Origin of the sequence: Acinetobacter sp. ACIN00229 (genome assembly GCF_016106645.1) — a bacterium.
Lineage (GTDB): Bacteria > Pseudomonadota > Gammaproteobacteria > Pseudomonadales > Moraxellaceae > Acinetobacter > Acinetobacter oleivorans.
The window spans coordinates 61767-79104 of the sequence record NZ_JADWOM010000005.1; the positions used below are offsets into that span (position 1 = coordinate 61767).

General features: G+C 38.4%; 13 protein-coding genes and 1 pseudogene. 8 read left to right on the plus strand and 6 right to left on the minus strand.

Translation table 11 applies throughout. The features are described from left to right. Positions 1-14 precede the first annotated feature (14 nt). From I7H67_RS05945 to murI, 6 genes are all read left to right on the plus strand, one after another. On the plus strand, positions 15-1427 hold the full coding sequence (locus I7H67_RS05945; RefSeq protein ID WP_005300457.1) for an amino acid permease: 1413 nt from the start codon (positions 15-17) through the stop codon (positions 1425-1427). Positions 1428-1478: 51 nt separating this feature from the next. Beyond that, positions 1479-2684, plus strand: coding sequence for an imidazolonepropionase (gene hutI, locus I7H67_RS05950; protein WP_198307357.1), 1206 nt, complete (start codon positions 1479-1481; stop codon positions 2682-2684). Between the two features lie 10 nt (positions 2685-2694). Further along, entirely contained in the window at positions 2695-3615 is a 921-nt protein-coding gene (gene hutG, locus I7H67_RS05955) for a formimidoylglutamase (RefSeq protein WP_198307358.1), read from the plus strand. 252 nt (positions 3616-3867) lie between these two features. Next, complete coding sequence (locus tag I7H67_RS05960; protein WP_198307359.1) at positions 3868-5694, plus strand: DUF885 domain-containing protein; 1827 nt, start codon at positions 3868-3870, stop codon at positions 5692-5694. Between the two features lie 99 nt (positions 5695-5793). Continuing rightward, complete coding sequence (locus I7H67_RS05965) at positions 5794-6432, plus strand: HAD family hydrolase (protein ID WP_151823287.1); 639 nt, start codon at positions 5794-5796, stop codon at positions 6430-6432. Positions 6433-6455: 23 nt separating this feature from the next. After that, a complete protein-coding gene (murI, locus tag I7H67_RS05970) occupies positions 6456-7256 on the plus strand; it encodes a glutamate racemase (RefSeq protein ID WP_198307360.1) in 801 nt (266 codons plus the stop codon). Between the two features lie 55 nt (positions 7257-7311). Here murI and I7H67_RS05975 read toward each other — a convergent pair whose 3' ends face one another. Then, the gene (locus I7H67_RS05975) at positions 7312-8532 is read right to left on the minus strand and encodes a hypothetical protein (RefSeq protein ID WP_198307361.1); all 1221 of its coding nucleotides are present in this window, start codon (positions 8530-8532) and stop codon (positions 7312-7314) included. 1185 nt (positions 8533-9717) lie between these two features. Between I7H67_RS05975 and I7H67_RS05980 the strand changes: the two are divergent. Further along, positions 9718-10012: pseudogene (locus I7H67_RS05980) on the plus strand (hypothetical protein). Positions 10013-10542: 530 nt separating this feature from the next. On the opposite strand, the gene I7H67_RS05985 reads toward I7H67_RS05980, so the two are convergent. After that, on the minus strand, positions 10543-11670 hold the full coding sequence (locus I7H67_RS05985) for a DUF2306 domain-containing protein (protein WP_198307363.1): 1128 nt from the start codon (positions 11668-11670) through the stop codon (positions 10543-10545). Between the two features lie 77 nt (positions 11671-11747). Between I7H67_RS05985 and I7H67_RS05990 the strand changes: the two genes are divergently transcribed. Continuing rightward, positions 11748-12377, plus strand: a complete 630-nt coding sequence (locus I7H67_RS05990; RefSeq protein ID WP_198307364.1) for a TetR/AcrR family transcriptional regulator — start codon at positions 11748-11750, stop codon at positions 12375-12377. A gap of 310 nt (positions 12378-12687) precedes the next feature. On the opposite strand, the gene glmS is transcribed toward I7H67_RS05990, so the two are convergent. From glmS to thiL, 4 genes are read right to left on the minus strand one after another with little or no spacing between them, the layout of a single operon-like run. Beyond that, positions 12688-14526 (minus strand): glutamine--fructose-6-phosphate transaminase (isomerizing), encoded by a 1839-nt coding sequence (gene glmS, locus I7H67_RS05995; protein ID WP_017386164.1) that lies wholly within the window; start codon positions 14524-14526, stop codon positions 12688-12690. A 12-nt stretch (positions 14527-14538) separates the two neighbouring features. Next, entirely contained in the window at positions 14539-15903 is a 1365-nt protein-coding gene (glmU, locus tag I7H67_RS06000; protein ID WP_068564620.1) for a bifunctional UDP-N-acetylglucosamine diphosphorylase/glucosamine-1-phosphate N-acetyltransferase GlmU, read from the minus strand. A gap of 15 nt (positions 15904-15918) precedes the next feature. Beyond that, positions 15919-16434, minus strand: coding sequence for a phosphatidylglycerophosphatase A (locus I7H67_RS06005; RefSeq protein ID WP_013196559.1), 516 nt, complete (start codon positions 16432-16434; stop codon positions 15919-15921). Then, complete coding sequence (thiL, locus tag I7H67_RS06010; protein WP_198307365.1) at positions 16412-17329, minus strand: thiamine-phosphate kinase; 918 nt, start codon at positions 17327-17329, stop codon at positions 16412-16414. The genes I7H67_RS06005 and thiL overlap by 23 nt, the downstream gene beginning before the upstream one ends. Between the last annotated feature and the right edge of the window lie 9 nt (positions 17330-17338).

The following is a 17338-nucleotide window of genomic DNA, read 5'->3' on the forward strand; positions in this document are numbered from 1 at the left end:
GATTGGAGATTATAATGTCACAAAACTCCACACTACAGCGGGGATTGAACACCCGCCATATTCGTTTCTTGGCATTGGGCTCAGCAATTGGAACTGGGCTTTTCTATGGTTCGGCTACCGCCATTAAAATGGCGGGGCCTTCAGTATTATTGGCGTATATCGTTGCAGGGATTGCAATTTATATCGTTATGCGCGCATTGGGTGAAATGGCTGTCCATAACCCAGTATCCGGTTCATTTAGCCACTATGCATCACAATACATTAGTCCTCTGGCAGGTTTCACGACAGGCTGGACTTATGTTTTTGAAATGGTGATTGTTGCGATTGCCGATGTCACCGCTTTTGGTATTTATATGGGGTTCTGGTATCCCGATGTACCACGGTGGATCTGGATTTTATCCCTAATTATGTTCTTGGGTGCTATTAACCTGATTCACGTTAAAGTCTTTGGTGAACTCGAATTCTGGCTTTCCATCATTAAAGTCAGTGCCATTGTTGCCATGATTTTAGGCGGAATAGGGTTAATGTTCTATGGCTTCCACGCTGACCATAGCAGTGTGGTACCGGGTATTCAAAACTTATGGATTTATGATGGCTTTATGCCGCATGGCATTGCAGGCTTAGTTGCATGTTTATCTGTGGTTGTATTTGCTTTCGGTGGTATCGAAATTATCGGTTTAACTGCTGGTGAGTCACAAGACCCTAAAACCACTTTGCCAAAAGCAATTAATGCTGTTCCAGTACGTATTTTACTTTTCTATGTACTGACCATTTTTGTTTTGATGTCGATTTTCCCATGGAATCAAATTGGTAGCCAAGGTAGTCCATTTGTACAAATTTTTGAAAATTTAGGCATTAAATCTGCTGCGAATATTCTAAATATTGTGGTGGTGACTGCTGCGATTTCGGCAATTAATAGTGATGTATTTGGCGCTGGCCGTATGCTTTATGGTATGGCAAACCGTGGTCAAGCACCTCGCATTTTCCAAAAATTATCGCGTAATGGTGTGCCTTGGATGACTGTTGTGGTTATGGCTGGCGTGCTGTTAATTGGTGTGGTGTTGAACTACCTAATTCCTGAAAATGTATTCATGATCATTGCATCAATTGCGACTTTTGCAACGGTTTGGGTATGGCTCATGATTTTACTTTCGCAAGTTGCGATGCGCCGTAAATTATCTACTGCTGAAATTAAAGCACTTGATTTCCCTGTATGGGGTTGGCCAGTTGCACCTGCGTTCGCGATTGGTTTTATGGTGTTTATTTTAGTGATGATGGGTTATTTCCCTGATTCACGTCCTGCAATTTATGTCGGAATAACATGGCTTGCACTCTTAACTATTGCTTATCGCATATGGGTAAAACCACAGCAAAACTTGGGAAAGGAAAGTAATCCTATCCAGCAAAATGTTGAGATAGAAAGCTAACAAATGAACTGCCCAATGGTTTAACTATTGGGCAGTTTTGAGGAAAGGCTCATGAAAAAACTTTGGCAGAATTGCCACATTGCGACCATGCAAAATGGGCAATACTCCTACATTGAAGATGCTGCAATTGTCACAGAAGGGCATCTCATTCAGTGGATTGGAAAACAACAACAACTTCCTGCCGACACATATTCCGAAACAGTTGACTTAAAAGGCGCTTGGGTGACCCCAGGGTTCATCGACTGTCATACGCATAGTGTATTTGGTGGTAACCGTAGTGTTGAGTTTGAAAAGCGCTTGCAAGGCGTAAGTTATGCTGAAATTGCAGCAAGTGGTGGTGGTATTGCCAGCACAGTGCGTGCAACCCGTGAAGCCAGCGAAGAACAATTATTAAATTCGGCACTGAAACGTATTCGTTGCATGCAACAAGACGGTGTAACCACCATCGAAATTAAGTCTGGTTACGGACTCAACTACGAAAACGAGCGCAAAATGCTGCGTGTGATCCGTCAAATTGGTGAAGCTTTACCAATGACGGTCAAAAGTACCTGTTTAGCTGCTCATGCTTTACCGCCAGAGTACAAAGACCAAAGCGATGCTTATATCGAGCATATCTGTACAGAAATGTTGCCTAAACTGCATGCTGAAGGTTTAGTCGATGCAGTTGATGCGTTCTGCGAGCATTTAGCATTTTCACCTGCTCAGGTCGAACGTGTTTTTAAAACAGCACAATCATTGAGTCTACCCGTTAAGCTTCATGCTGAACAGCTCTCATCATTAGGTGGCTCAAGCTTGGCAGCACGTTATCATGCTTTGTCGGCTGACCATTTAGAGTACATGACCGAAGATGATGTCAAAGCCATGGCGGAGTCGGGTACGGTTGCTGTGTTATTACCGGGTGCGTTTTATTTATTACGTGAAACACAATATCCACCGATTGAAAGTCTCATTAAACATGGCGTGCGTATTGCGCTTTCGAGTGATTTAAATCCGGGCACATCTCCAGCACTTTCTTTACGTTTAATGCTGAACATGGGCAGTACGTTATTCCGTTTAACGCCTGAGCAAGCATTAGCTGGTGTCACCATTCATGCTGCACAAGCACTTGGTTTAGAGCAAACACACGGCAGTTTGGAGCAGGGTAAAGTCGCTGACTTTGTGGCTTGGGATATTGAGCATCCATCTGAAATTGTTTACTGGCTTGGCGGCGATTTGCCTAAGCGAGTCGTTCAGCATGGACAAGAAGTTATTTTTTAAACGGTGTCACATGAATCACACATTTAAATGGCAAGGTCGCCATGATGGCGAGGGTGAAGCACACCAACGTATTCACCATATTATGAATAAAACCCAACATGCTGAATTTGCGTTGATTGGTTTTAGCTCTGATGAAGGCGTGAAACGTAATAAAGGTCGGGTCGGTGCTGCCGATGCGCCAGATGCAATCCGTAATCAGCTTGCTAACTTACCGATTCATCGTCCAGTCAGTATTGTCGATTTGGGTACCGTGACCTGCGAATATGACAATTTAGAGCAAGCACAAAGTGAGTTAGCAGAACAAGTCGCAACTAGCCTACAAAATGGTTTAAAACCGATTGTATTGGGTGGTGGACATGAAGTTGCTTTTGGTAGCTTTAGCGGTCTGTTCCAATATGTACAAGCCCACGTACCAGATAAAAAAATAGGCATTATTAATTTTGATGCCCATTTCGATTTGCGTGAAGCAGAGCATGCAACTTCTGGAACACCTTTTTTACAAGCAGCGCGACTTTCAGAACAGCATCAAAAACAATTTAATTACTTATGTATTGGGGTTGCTAACCACGCCAATACTAAAGTTTTGTTTGATACAGCCGATGCGCTGAATTGTTCATATTTACGCGATCATGAGGTTAATATTTTTAACCTAAACAACGTGCTCGCAGCGGTTGATGCTTTTATTGAAAAAGTAGACTGTTTGTACGTTACGATAGATTTAGATGTCTTCACGGCTGCGGTTGCACCCGGAGTCAGTGCACCAGCTGTAAAAGGAATTGATTTAGCCACTTTTGAAGCAATTTTTAAGCATATTCAAGAGACTGGAAAAATCAAACTTTTAGATATTGCTGAGTGCAATCCAAAATTTGATTTAGACAATAGAACAGCAAAACTGGCTGCATACATTGTTTATCAATATTTGTTTTCTTGAGAAACAATTTTTAATGTAGAAATAAAAAAGTGCACTGAGATCGCTCATGTGCTCTTTTTTTGACTTTCTAGTAAATTAAAGTCAGATTCGGAATAAAGATAGCAACTATAAATAATTTAATTAAAAAGAAAATTAATTTATAAAATCATTGAGTTAAAAAATACTCGATTTTTACACTATTTTGTAGGCTGCTTGGCACGTAATTTGTTTTGTCTTTATTTTAAACTTCGTTAAATATTTCTGGATAATTAAATGAAAAACAGAACCTTACATTTTGCTTGTATCAGTGTTTTATTTTGGATGTCTCATTCTTCTGATGCTGCAACCCCCGAAATAAATACAAATACCATCGAAAAATCACAATCTAAACAAAACAGTAATGTCTCTGTTCGGGTGAAAGCTTTAAACCAGCTTTTACAAGAACAGTGGGAATACACTTTAAAAAATAATCCTGAAACTGCAACGACTTTAGGAGATTTACGCTACAACAATCGATGGACCGAGGTTTCAAAAACTCAGATCGAGAAAGATAAAAAAAGTACGGAAAATTTTTTAAAACGTTTTGAAGCGATTGATAGCACAGGATTTTCAGCAACTGATCAATTAAATAAAGACTTGATGATTTATCAGTTGAAAGAAACACTTAAAAATTATGATTTGAAATTGTATGAGATGCCTTTTAATCAAATGTGGGGGCTACATTTACAATTTCCGGGATTTATTAGTGCAATTCCATTTAATAATGCTAAGGAATATCAAGACTATATTGCTCGTTTAAAACAAATCCCACTTATTCTTGATCAAGGTATTCAGTTAGCAAAACAAGGACAAAAAGATGGTTTAATGCCACCGAAATATTTACTTGAAAAAGTGGTGAAGCAGGTTGATAGCATTGCAACTCCTGCAGGGAAAGACAGCGTGTTTGCTTCTCCATTAAAGCAATTTCCAAAAAACATTTCGAAAGCAGAACAAGAGCGTTTAAGCCGTGAAATACTACAGGCCATAGATCAGAATGTTCGCCCTGCTTATCAAAAACTCGGCACGTTTATTCAGAAAGATTACTTACCCTATGGACGACAGCACGAGGGTATATGGAGCTTGCCAAACGGTGATGAGCTCTATCGTTTTTATGTAGAAGATAATACGACAACCTCAGAAAGCCCTGAAACTATTCATCAGCTCGGATTAAAAGAAGTTGCTCGTATTGAAGCGGAAATGCTTAAAATTGCCAAAGCACAAGGTTTCAATGACTTAAAAAGTTTCCAACAATCTTTAAAAACAAATCCAGCTGTTTTCCCAAAATCTCGTGAAGAAATTTTAGAGATTTATCGCGGGTATATTGCCCAAATGCAACCAGAGTTACCGAAGCTCTTTGGTTTATTGCCCAAAAATAAAGTCGAAGTTTTGCCTGTAGAGCAATATCGAGAAAAAGAAGCGGCAGGTGCGGAGTATCACCAAGGCACACCTGATGGTTCACGCCCCGGACAAGTATATGTAAATACTGGCGACTTCTCTGAACGTTCCAAAATATCAATGGAAGCGACCGCTTACCATGAGGCTATTCCCGGCCACCATATGCAGATTGATATTGCCCAAAACCTGCCAAATTTGCCGATGTTCCGAAAGCAACCCAACGACACCGCCTACATTGAAGGGTGGGCACTTTATGCCGAGCAATTGGGTAAAGACGTTGGTTTCTATAAAGATCCGCTTTCAGACTATGGAAGACTATCGAGCGAGTTGTTCCGCGCTTGTCGTTTAGTGGTGGACACTGGCGTACATTATAAAAAATGGACCCGTCAGCAAATGATTGATTTTATGCGTGAACACTCAGCTTTAGATGAACCAGATATTCAGGCAGAGACTGATCGATATATTGCTATTCCTGCCCAAGCATTGGCATACAAGATGGGACAACTAAAAATTTTAGAGCTACGGGAGCTCGCCAAACAGGAGCTTGGAGACCGTTTTGATATCAAAGCATTCCATGACATGATCTTAAATGCAGGAACACTGCCTTTAAATATATTGGATGCACGTATTAAAAATTGGATTAAGGAACAAAAAGCGGCAGCTTAAAACAAAATTCAAAATTTAGATCTGGTCCTCATTGGGCCTGATTTAAAAACCGATAGAAAACAGAATATAATAATAAAAAATATATTTTCGAAATTAGAAATGGAAAAAAACCTAAAAGAATATCAGGCTATTATTTTTGATTTAGATGGTACCTTAGTCGACTCCTTTCATTTTTTTCTAAGCGTTTTAAATCAACTTTCCGCAAAGTATAAGTTTAAATCTGTAGAGCTACATGAAGTAGAGCAGTACAAACATCTTTCACCAAAAGAAATTATGAAAGAAATGAATGTTTCTAGGTGGAAACTACCTTGGATTGCCAAAGATTTTATTCAGCTAATGAAAGAAAGAGACCAAGAAGTTTACATGTTTGAAGGCATGCGCGATCACTTAATTGAACTGCATAAGCGGGGATATACGCTCGCAATTATTACTTCAAACTCTAAAGAAAACTGTCAAAGTATTCTTGGTACAGAACTATGTGAACTTTTTAGCCATATTGATGGTGGCTCGTCTATATTTGGCAAAGCGAAGCGAATTAAGCGTGTTCTCAACATTTTGAATTTAAATAAAGAGCAGGCCATTTATGTCGGCGACCAAACCACGGATGGCGAAGCTGCACATAAAGCAGGTATTGATTTTGCTGCGGTAGGTTGGGGTTATACATCGGCTGAAAAATTAAAAACCATTCAGCCCAAAGTCGTGCTCAACGACTTGGCAACCATGAAAGAATTTTTCTAAATATATGAAATGCAGGATAAACCATGAATAACAATAACAACCCGATTGGAATGATTGATTCTGGTTTAGGCGGGTTGTCTCTCTTTAAGCACATTCGGCAGGCCCTTCCAAATGAAGATATTATCTATTTCGCTGACTCGAAATATGTCCCGTATGGAGACAAAGAAAGCGACTGGATTGTTTCACGAACCACGCATTTAATTTCAAACCTAGTTGCACAGGGTAAATGCAAAGCGATTGTGATTGCTTGTAACACCATGACGGCTGTAGCGATTGAAACGATTAGAGCACAAATTAATGTGCCACTGATTGCGATAGAACCCGCCGTAAAACCTGCTGTAGCAATCACACAAAGTAAGCATATTGCTGTCTTGGCAACTGCAACTACGGTTAAAGGCAAAAACTTAAAAAGTTTAATTGAAACGTATGCGCAAGATATTAAAGTGTCTTTAGTACCTTGTATTGGTTTAGCCGAAAAAATTGAAACGGGTAAAGCACATACAGCGGAAGTTGAAGATTATTTAAAAAATATTTTGGCGCCGTTGGTCGAGCAAAAAGTCGATACGATTATTTTAGGATGCACACACTATCCGTTTGTCTCAGATACGATTCAGGAAATTGTAGGCCATGATATCCAAATTATTGAGCCTTCCGAAGCTGTAACAGCGCAATTAATTCGGCAGCTCAATCAATATAAGTTAAGTTCTGAAAGTCCAAATGAGGGGAATCATATTATTTGGACCAGTTCAGACCCGTTGGAAGTTGCGGACGTTACTTTTTCATTGTTAGGTAAACATTTACCTGTAAAAGATATCGCAATATAAATTTTATAAAGATGGTAAGAGCATTTTCTCTTACCATCTTATGTTCTAGCTCAAATTAAGCACTTTTAAGTTCCCAGCGCTGTTTTTGGTCATCAGATCGTTGACTAATACCTACAGATGAACCCCAGAGATGTGTCAGTACAGCATCTGGTTGGCCTTCTACAAAGATATAACCATCTTCAAATGCCCATTTAGTTTGGTACTGGCGACCCGCGCCTTGCAAGAAAACACCGCCACTGTGCCAATTAACTGGTTTTAATTCTTTACCATTGGTACTGTTTAACGCTGTTTGCAGTTGTTCAAAAGACTCATTTGATTTTAAGCTTACCTTTAAAATCTTTTTGACCGTATCCATATTTTTTTCATTCGTATGTAAATCTAGCGTTTTTCTAAGCTCTAGAAGGACTTTTACGGCTTCTTTTTTAAGGTCTTGAGTATTTTCATATTCTTTATATGCTTTTCCATGAAGCTCCGCCATGCTCTCTTTCTTCATATTTTTTAGTAGAGCATCGATATTGTCATGGCGTAAATGCAATCGGAACTCTGATCTTGTAGTCCAATCTTTTTGATCCAAGACATCTAATTGCACCGCGGCAAGAATAATTTTATAGAGTTGTTCATTCTTCTGAGCGAAAGGATTTTCAGACAAACCTTTAAGTTCAGGAATATTTAAAAAGAGCCAAGGAGAGCGTGCATATTCATCGAATTTTTGTTCGATGCGACGAATTGATTCATGAGCGAGTACGGCATTTAAATATTCGTTCAGCTTAGTTTCATCGAGTTTGCCAATGAGTTCCGATTTAATATTTTCTTCGCCGTTACTATGAATAAATGTCTCTAATAAACCAACAATATCAAGACAATCACTGGTTTTTAAGTGGGCGAGTGTTTCTTCATCTTGCTTTGGTAAAAGGCTAAGAAAATGTTCTAAGTCTTTATCTAATAATTTATATGCAATCGCATTTGTTTCAACAGAAGCACCGAGCACCCAACGAGAACGGATATCTTTAACTTTGTTATAAAGCATATTCACTCTACGACCCCAGCCGTCTGCGTGACTGTCAAAATACCAAAGCTCTTCGTCTATATTTTTAACCTTGTCATGTACCGTAAATAGGCGGTCATTTGTATGAGAGTACGCTAACTTACCCGTTTCACCACGCGCAGTTACTGCATCTTGTACACCATGGGTTTGACCACCATACAAACTTGAAATACATGCACCTGTTTCTTTGTTAACGATTCTAAAGTTTCCTTCTGGAAAGCCATTAGCCATGATATGTCGCTCCTTATAATTAGAAAGTTTTTGTAATAGTCGAAATTAATAGTTATCAAGTAAATTTCGAAGCGTGATTTATACCATAATTTTTCACATATAAATCCAAGTGTTTTTGTTGGTTTTTGTATTTAACATTTTGATTTTATTATATTTATTAGAATTTCTTAATAAAAGCATGAGACTATACTTTAGAGCTATAAGAACACAATAAAAAAGTCCAATATGTATTTCAAAGACATATCTAGTTTTTTAATAGATGAGTTATCAAAGTTATGAATGCTTTGATAACGAAATACTTTTAAATTACTTAACGGTTACTGATTTAGCCAAGTTAGGCTGTTGGTTAACGTCTGTACTATGCAATATAGCAAGATGTTGACGGCCTAGGATTAGGACAGCATTCACCTGTAAAAGCTTAAAAATAAGCTCTCAAAAAGATGGTAAGAGGTGGGGCGCAGCATCTTTGGAGTAAGTGCTTTCTATAAGTTGTTTCTATGTCTCGCTTTTTCTCATCTTATATATTTATATAAACTGTTAAATTAAAATTAACGTTCAATCTATTTTATTAACCAAATATATAACTCAATTTTATATTTAATTAAAAACCATAAGTATAATAAAGAGGATAATATTATTTAAATATTAATAAAATTATTATATTTAAAATTTTTTATTAAAATAAATTGACGTAATTAAAATCACCGATTATTATCTCGTTGCTGGCCTACATTGCCAGACGGTTTTGACAGACCGTAAGTCCCCATAGCGGATTATAGTTCTACTATAAGTCGTTAGACCCTTGCGTCCCCTTTCTTTGCGGTAGGACGGAAGGGGGACGCCCCGTGCGTGCTGGTCTCTATGGGCACCAGTCTGTCAACCCTCTTTCGTTCTACCACCATAAATTAATTCGCGGTGATTTGGTGGTAGGACTCCATTTTTAAGGAGTTGGCCATGCCATTATTCAAACTTATTTTCTCTCTTATTTAACTATTTTATTTATTTAAAATTTGGGTTTTTGCTACCTGATATTTTAAATTTATAAATTATTTTTATTTTAAAATCTTAATTGTTTTATTTTCCTATTTTTATAGGAGGATTAACTGTTATTTGAAAAATTATTTTAATATTTAAGTTAATCATATTTTTATTTTATTTAAAGATATAAATAAGCATGAGAATAATATGAAACTTCATAAATTTATATTGTTTTTAAACCTTGTGGTCGGTGCTTACGGTATTACAAATGATGACGCCAATGCTCAGCAGGAATTTAAAAGAATTTGCTTATCAGGTGAACACGTGCAAGCAAGTTGCGATTGTATTTGCCAACAGCTTGCACAGATGTATTCGCCTCAAACCGTACAACGTTTAAAACACACCAGTTTGCAAAGTCCTGATCTCCCACAGGACTTAGCCCCTAACTTGTTCGGCATCATTCGACGCTGCGACAAAACCGAAATGGGCTAAGTTCGCTTAGCTCCTTTATCTCTGTGTCGCAATGCTCTCTCAAACTTTAAATCAGCGCAAAAGTAAAAAGTCCGTTGTGACACAGGGTCCTAGGGGACTTCTCTATTATTAAACTCGATTTTCTTTCACAGGAAAGGGGCTGTGTGGCCGTATGAATGGAATAAAAAAGCCCGATATGCACTTACACATACTGGGCTTTTTAATAAATGAGTTGTCAAAGCGAAGGTGGCTTCTGTGTTTGGACAATATAATTGTAAATTAAAGTAGACCAAAGCGTCCTTTATCTGGATTACTTGTGAAAAAAGTCGTATTTCAGGAAATATACATGGCGTCTTTAATTATCGTTTACACCATTTATTTAAGAAATTCCTTTGCAATCCTAATAATACATGATGCTCTAACTCAATCAGAAATTTACTTATTTTGTAAAGAGAGAGAAAAAAATTTAAAAAAACTAAACTATTTTAAAACTGAGTGGTTTTTTTAGATAGTAAATCACATGAGATTTTATCAACTTGGTCGGTATAAAAGATGAATGATCTACTCAGAATTTTTTATAATGAAAACTCGTCTACTCCAAATCATAGTGAAATAACCTAAGGCGAAACAAAGTGCTGGAATAGTCAGGCTTACTGCATGAAAGGCAACTTCACTTGATATAAGATTTGATAATAATAACCAACTTGGAAGAGCAATCAATGGTATGACTTTGAAAGATAGACAATGAATTTCCCATTCTAACCATGCAATTTCATTATCTATTTTCTTTGCTTTAAGCCTTAATATATTAAAAATAAGATACGTAAGTAAAGATAAAACTATAGTCACAATAAAAAAAGCATCAAAGCCATTTTGCTCACGATAATAAAGTGCGATGATTAAAATACTCGTTAAGAGACTAAACTTACCAATGATCTTAGCTAAATTGCTATTAGATCTTACTGTTGGATTTAAAAATTTGTATCTAAAATCAATATGTCTGGAAATTAATATCGCACAAGGCACAGCCAGATAACCATAAATAAGAGCGCTAAATAGGTTTGAAGTCTCTTGAGTAATATTTGGAATTTGTCCAATAAAAAGCCATTCTAAACGCAGAACTGGTGCAGATAACAATAATGAAAAATTAAAGATCATCAATGTTTGATGGATTAAGACCTGTTTCTTAATAATAGCGAAAATAGCAAGATACGAAGAAAGTAATGTGCCGATTGCAAGTAGCCATAACTGTAAATAAAAAGCCAAGCCATTATAGGTATTAGTTGGGCCTGTCTTAATTAAATAGCTTATCGCACCAAACATTGTAGCTGTTACCAAAAAGACTTGTATATAGCCCAATACACGGTGAACTTTAGGGTGCCGTAAACGAAATGTTCGATAGAATTGTAAACAGGAGATTAGGATAACGATCCCACCACCCATTGTATGGATGAGCATAGATACTCTGGAACTGACATAAGCGGTATGTTGAGAGAAATCTACTGATCCATAGCCTAAAGCGTGTTTTTCGCCTACGAAGAACTTAAAAAAATGATTCCAGAGTTGAGGAGAATTATCATTAAAATATTTAAAAAAGTATTCAAATGACATTGGTGCATAGACCAGCACAAAAATTGTTAATATTGCAAAAGCTAGCCCATTACCACATTTATTTTGCAGCACTTTCATGGCAAAATCCTATCTGAGTATTTTTTAATAACACATGTTATAACACTTGTTATTAATTTGAAATAGGCTGTGAATTAATGACTAAACATAATGACGAATCCATGCGTCAACGACTGATAAATGCAGCTGCACGAGTGCTTGCAGAAGATGGTGTAAAAGCTTTAACCACAAGAAAAATTGTTGCTGAAACAGGTACATCAACGATGAGTGTTTATACACATTTTGGATCGCTTGAGAATCTTGTAAAAGAAATGATTGTTTTTGGTTTTAAACAGCTTGATCACGCATTTGATGCTATTCCTCAATCACTTGATTCAGTATCGTATTTAGTGGGTCTTACCTATGCTTATATCCAATTTGCACGTGAACATAGCCATTTATACGCTGTGATGTTTGGTAGCATCCCTTTAGGTGATCTTAGAGTTATGGAAAAATCTGCTTTGGAGGAGGGACTATACACACTGGAGAAGATTGCTGAAACAGTGCAGTTAGCAATTGAGCAGAAGCGTTTTCATAGGGATTCAGCCTTTCTGATCGCTAATCAGTGGTGGACAATTGTACATGGCTTCGTTTTGCTAGAGAGTGCCAGATATTTAGTGCCACCTAATAATATTCAAAAAGTATTAAAGCCTTTATTGCTGAATTACTTCATTGGTTTGGGTGATCAACAAGAATTAGCTTCAGCTTCGTTATTGGAATATTTTTAGCTATTTTATTAAATGAGGATAGCCCCTAATTGAGATTACGATGAGAGACTTCTTGAGAAGACACATCTTGAATAGTCAGCCATGGTTGCTAATCTTTTCCCATACCTTGTCCACAACCATCTTTTATTTTTACTAATTCTTTCTTGTGTGCAGAATCTCAGAGTTCTATTCAAAGAAAAACCCAGCCTGCTTTTTAATCAGCATGGCTGGGTTTTTCTGGTTTACAACTTTAATGTCTAGTTTAGAACCTTAATGTTCAGCTTAAAACTATATTATCCAAACACACATGCATCGAGTGTCTGTTAATTTATTACTCTACAGTTACTGACTTAGCCAAGTTACGTGGCTGGTCAACGTCCGTACCACGTAATACAGCAACGTGATAAGACAACAACTGAACTGGTACGCTATAAACGATTGGAGCTAACCATTCGTTTACTGCTGGAATATGTACAACGTGTTGACGGTCTTTTTCATTGATTCCGCTATTTTCATCAGCGAAAACAAATAATTCACCACCACGTGCCTGAACTTCTTCCATATTTGATTTTAGCTTATCAAGCATTTCATCATTTGGAGCAAGAATGACGATCGGCATTTCATTATCAACAAGTGCCAATGGGCCGTGTTTTAACTCACCAGCTGCATAGCCTTCTGCATGAATATATGAAATTTCTTTAAGTTTTAATGCGCCTTCCAATGCGATTGGATAATTCGTGCCACGGCCTAAGAATAAGCAGTGATTTTTTTCAACGAATAATTCAGACAAACGCAAAATTTCTGGATCATGTTTAAGCGTATCAAGAATAACTTTCGGGCTGTGCCATAGCTCACGCGTAATTTCTTCAAGCAGAGCAGGGCTAATACGTTGTTTCACTTGACCAATTTTCAAGATTAACAACATAAGCGCAGCAAGCTGAGTCGTGAACGCTTTAGTTGAAGCAACGCCAATCTCAGGACCAGCAAGCGTCAATAAGTGATGATCAGTTTCACGAACCATTGAAGACGTAGCAACGTTACAGATAGTCAAAGTCTGAATATCGATATTGTTTGCTTTCGCACGTTTTTGAGTTTCACGTAGTGCCGCTAAAGTATCAGCAGTTTCACCTGACTGTGAAATACAAATATAAAGTGTATTTTCAACAATTACAGGGGTGCGATAGCGGAATTCACTCGCGATTTCAACTTGGCAAGGCACGCCAATCAGTTGTTCAAACCAATATTTCGCAATCATTCCTGAGTGGTAACTTGTACCACAAGCAATGATTTGTACGCTTTGAATTTTGTTGAAATCTGCATCAGCATTTTTCAAGAAATCATCACGTAAGCTATTGCCATCAAGTGCTTGAGAAATCGTTTGCTTGATTGCTTCTGGTTGCTCATAAATTTCTTTGAGCATGTAGTGCTTGTATTCACCTTTTGATGCACTGCTTACGGTTGCATCAAGCTCTCGCACTGGGCGTTCAACGCGTTCGCCATTTGCGAATACTTCAATTGAAGTGCGAGTAAGACGTGCAATATCACCTTCTTCTAGGTACATAAAGCGGTTAGTCACTGGTAAAAGTGCAAGTTGGTCTGAACTAATAAAGTTTTCACCAATACCTACACCAATGACTAAAGGTGAACCTTCACGTACAGTAATGAGTTCATCTGGATAATCGCTGTGGATAATACCGAGCGCGTAAGCACCTTTAAGCTGAGGTACAACAGTTTCAACAGCATCTAAAAGGCTATCTGTGCTTTTTAGTGCTTCAGCAACTAAGTGTGCAACAACTTCAGTATCTGTTTGAGAAGTAAAAACATAACCTAAAGCTTGAAGGTCGTCTTTTAATTCTTGGTAGTTTTCAATGATACCGTTATGTACAACAGCAACCTTACCCGACATATGTGGGTGAGCATTGTTTTCAGTTGGTTTACCGTGTGTTGCCCAACGGGTATGCGCAATCCCGATAGCCCCTGTAAGCTGGTGTTCAGCAACTGCATCGGCAAGATTAATAACTTTACCTACACGACGCTCACGTAAAATTTGTTGGTTATTCAGTAAAGCAACACCCGCAGAATCATAACCGCGGTATTCAAGACGTTTTAAACCTTCAATTAAAATCTCGGTTACACAACGCTCTGCAACGCCTCCGACGATACCACACATACTTCAATCCTCTTATTTTTTAACCTTTTGGGGACGTTGATAATTTGCTTTTGAAATTTGTTGCGCACGTTCAAAGGAGAGACTTTGTTCGGCTACATCTTTCGTAATCACAGAACCCGCACCAACTGTTGCGCCATTCCCAATGGTCACCGGAGCAACCAGCGAGCTATTAGAACCGATAAAAACGGCATCGCCAATAGTGGTTTTGTGTTTATTTGCACCGTCGTAATTACAAGTAATAGTACCTGCCCCAATATTTGATTCAGCACCGATTTCTGCATCACCTAAGTATGTGAAATGGTTAGCTTTACTACCTAGTCCAATCGATGTGTTTTTAACTTCAACAAAGTTGCCAATATGTACTTCATTTGCCAATTTAGCCCCTGGGCGTAAGCGTGCAAATGGTCCAATTTGAGCATTTTCACCTACAACTGCGCCATCAAAAACGCTATAGGCCTGAACTTTAGTGCCTGCTGCAATTTTGGTGTTCTTTAAAATACAGCCAGCGCCGATTTCTACAAAATCACCAAGCTCACATTCACCTTCAATAATAACATTGATATCAATACGAACGTCTTGTCCAACTTTTACAGAACCACGTAAATCAAAGCGTGCAGGGTCAAAGAACATTACACCTTGCTGCATGAGCTTTTTAACTTGCTCTTGCTGGAACTGGCGTTCTAAAGCTGCAAGTTGTAAGCGGTCATTAACACCTTCAACTTCAAAAGCAAGCTCTGGTTCAACAGAGGCAACTTCTAAGCCATCTGCAATTGCCATTGCAACGATGTCAGTTAGGTAATATTCACCCTGTGCATTTTCATTTGAAAGTTTCGGCAACCACTCATGAAGTTTTGCGTTGCTAACACAGTAAATGCCCGTATTGAATTCTTTAATTTGGCGTTGTGCTTCGTTTGCATCTTTATGTTCAACAATGGCTTGAATTTTGCCATCTTGACGCACAATACGACCATAGCCTGTTGCATCATCTACAGTGAGCGTAACTAAGCCAATTCCTGTTTGGGTCGATGCGTCTAATAATTTTTGTAGCGTATTTGCATTAATACATGGCACATCGCCTGATAAAATCAGTGAAACACCTTCTTTAGGAAGTACAGGTAAGGTCATTTGTACTGCATGACCTGTACCAAGTTGTTCAGCTTGCTCAACCCATTGAACATTTTCTTGGGCAAATGTTTGTTGTACGCGGTCACCACCATGACCATAAATCGTAATAATATTTTTAGCTTGTAATTGTTTTGCTGTTTCAATGACATGCCCTAATAGTGGGCGACCCGCTAAAGGTTGTAATACTTTAGGAAGCTGAGAACGCATACGCGTTCCTTTACCAGCAGCAAGAATAATGACGGTAGTTGACATGAATAACTCTAATGATTAAGTCAAATGGATAATAATTAGTGTACAAAGAGCAGCCCATACACCGGCAATAATATCGTCAAGCATAATACCAAAACCACCATGCACTTGACGATCAATAACACGGATAGGCCAAGGTTTCCAAACATCGAAAATTCGAAATAATATGAAGCCGACGATCACCCACATCCAGTTCATTTGTTGTAAGTAAATGAGAGGAAGAAAGGTAATAGATTGCCCTGCAAATTCATCCCACACAATTCGACCATCATCGTGTACATTTATGACTTTCGCAGTTTGACCACAGATATAAATCCCGACCAAGGACATGATAATTATCGCGATTAAGCTTAAGTTAAATCCAAGCGATAACCAGATCGGAACGAAGAGTAGGGCAAAAGCAGAGCCAAAAGTACCAGGGGCTTTAGGTGCGAGACCAGATCCGAAACCAACTCCACAGAAAACGATGCAGCGGTTGAACCAAGACATGTCTTTAAAATGAATCGGCGGCTTATGCAAAGTGTTGGTATCCATGAATTTGCAATGGGTAATCCGAACCCAAATGCTCAAAAGTTAGTTGTGTTTGCTCAACGATCTGTCCGATCATTGTAAACTTAATGTCTAGTTGTTTTTGCAAAAGTTTTTCATAATTTTGCGGTGTTATTGTAAAACATAATTCGTAGTCATCACCACCAGCTAGCGCATATTGCCAACGCTGCTGTTCTGGTAGTTTCTCTAGCGTTGAATCAATCGGTAACTTTTCTAAAAATAACCGAGCACCGACTTTTGACGCTTTTAAAATATGACCTAAATCTTGGGCTAATCCATCAGAAATATCAATCATGCTAGAAGCAAGGCCCTTTAACTGTTGTCCAAGCTGACAACGTGGTGTGGGGTAGTCTAGTCTTTTTTGTAATGGATGGCCTAGGTGTTGTAAACCATAAGCTGCATCTCCAACTTGACCGCTCACACAAACATAGTCACCGACTTTTGCGCCTGAACGTAACACAGCTTGTCCAGCTTCAATCCAACCCATCGCCGTCACGGTAATGGTCAGATGTGGACCTTGGGTCGTATCTCCACCAATGAGAGCAACACCAAATTGATTACAGCAGTCATAGATGCCCTGACTGAATCCTTCGAGCCATTCATGGTCAATGGTAGGGAGACTTAACGCAAGTAAAATACTATGGGGTTTAGCACCCATGGCAGCAATATCTGAAAGATTTACAGCCACACTTTTCCAGCCAATTGCATGGGGAGAGGTATCAAGAGGAAAGTGACGACCAGCAACTAGCGTATCTGCACAGATCACCAATTGTTGATTTTGGGGAGGGGTGATTAAGGCTGAGTCATCTCCAATACCTAAGGTGACATCTGTGTAAGATTGTCTGTTAAAGTATTGGTCAATAATAGAAAACTCAGCCATATCAACTTC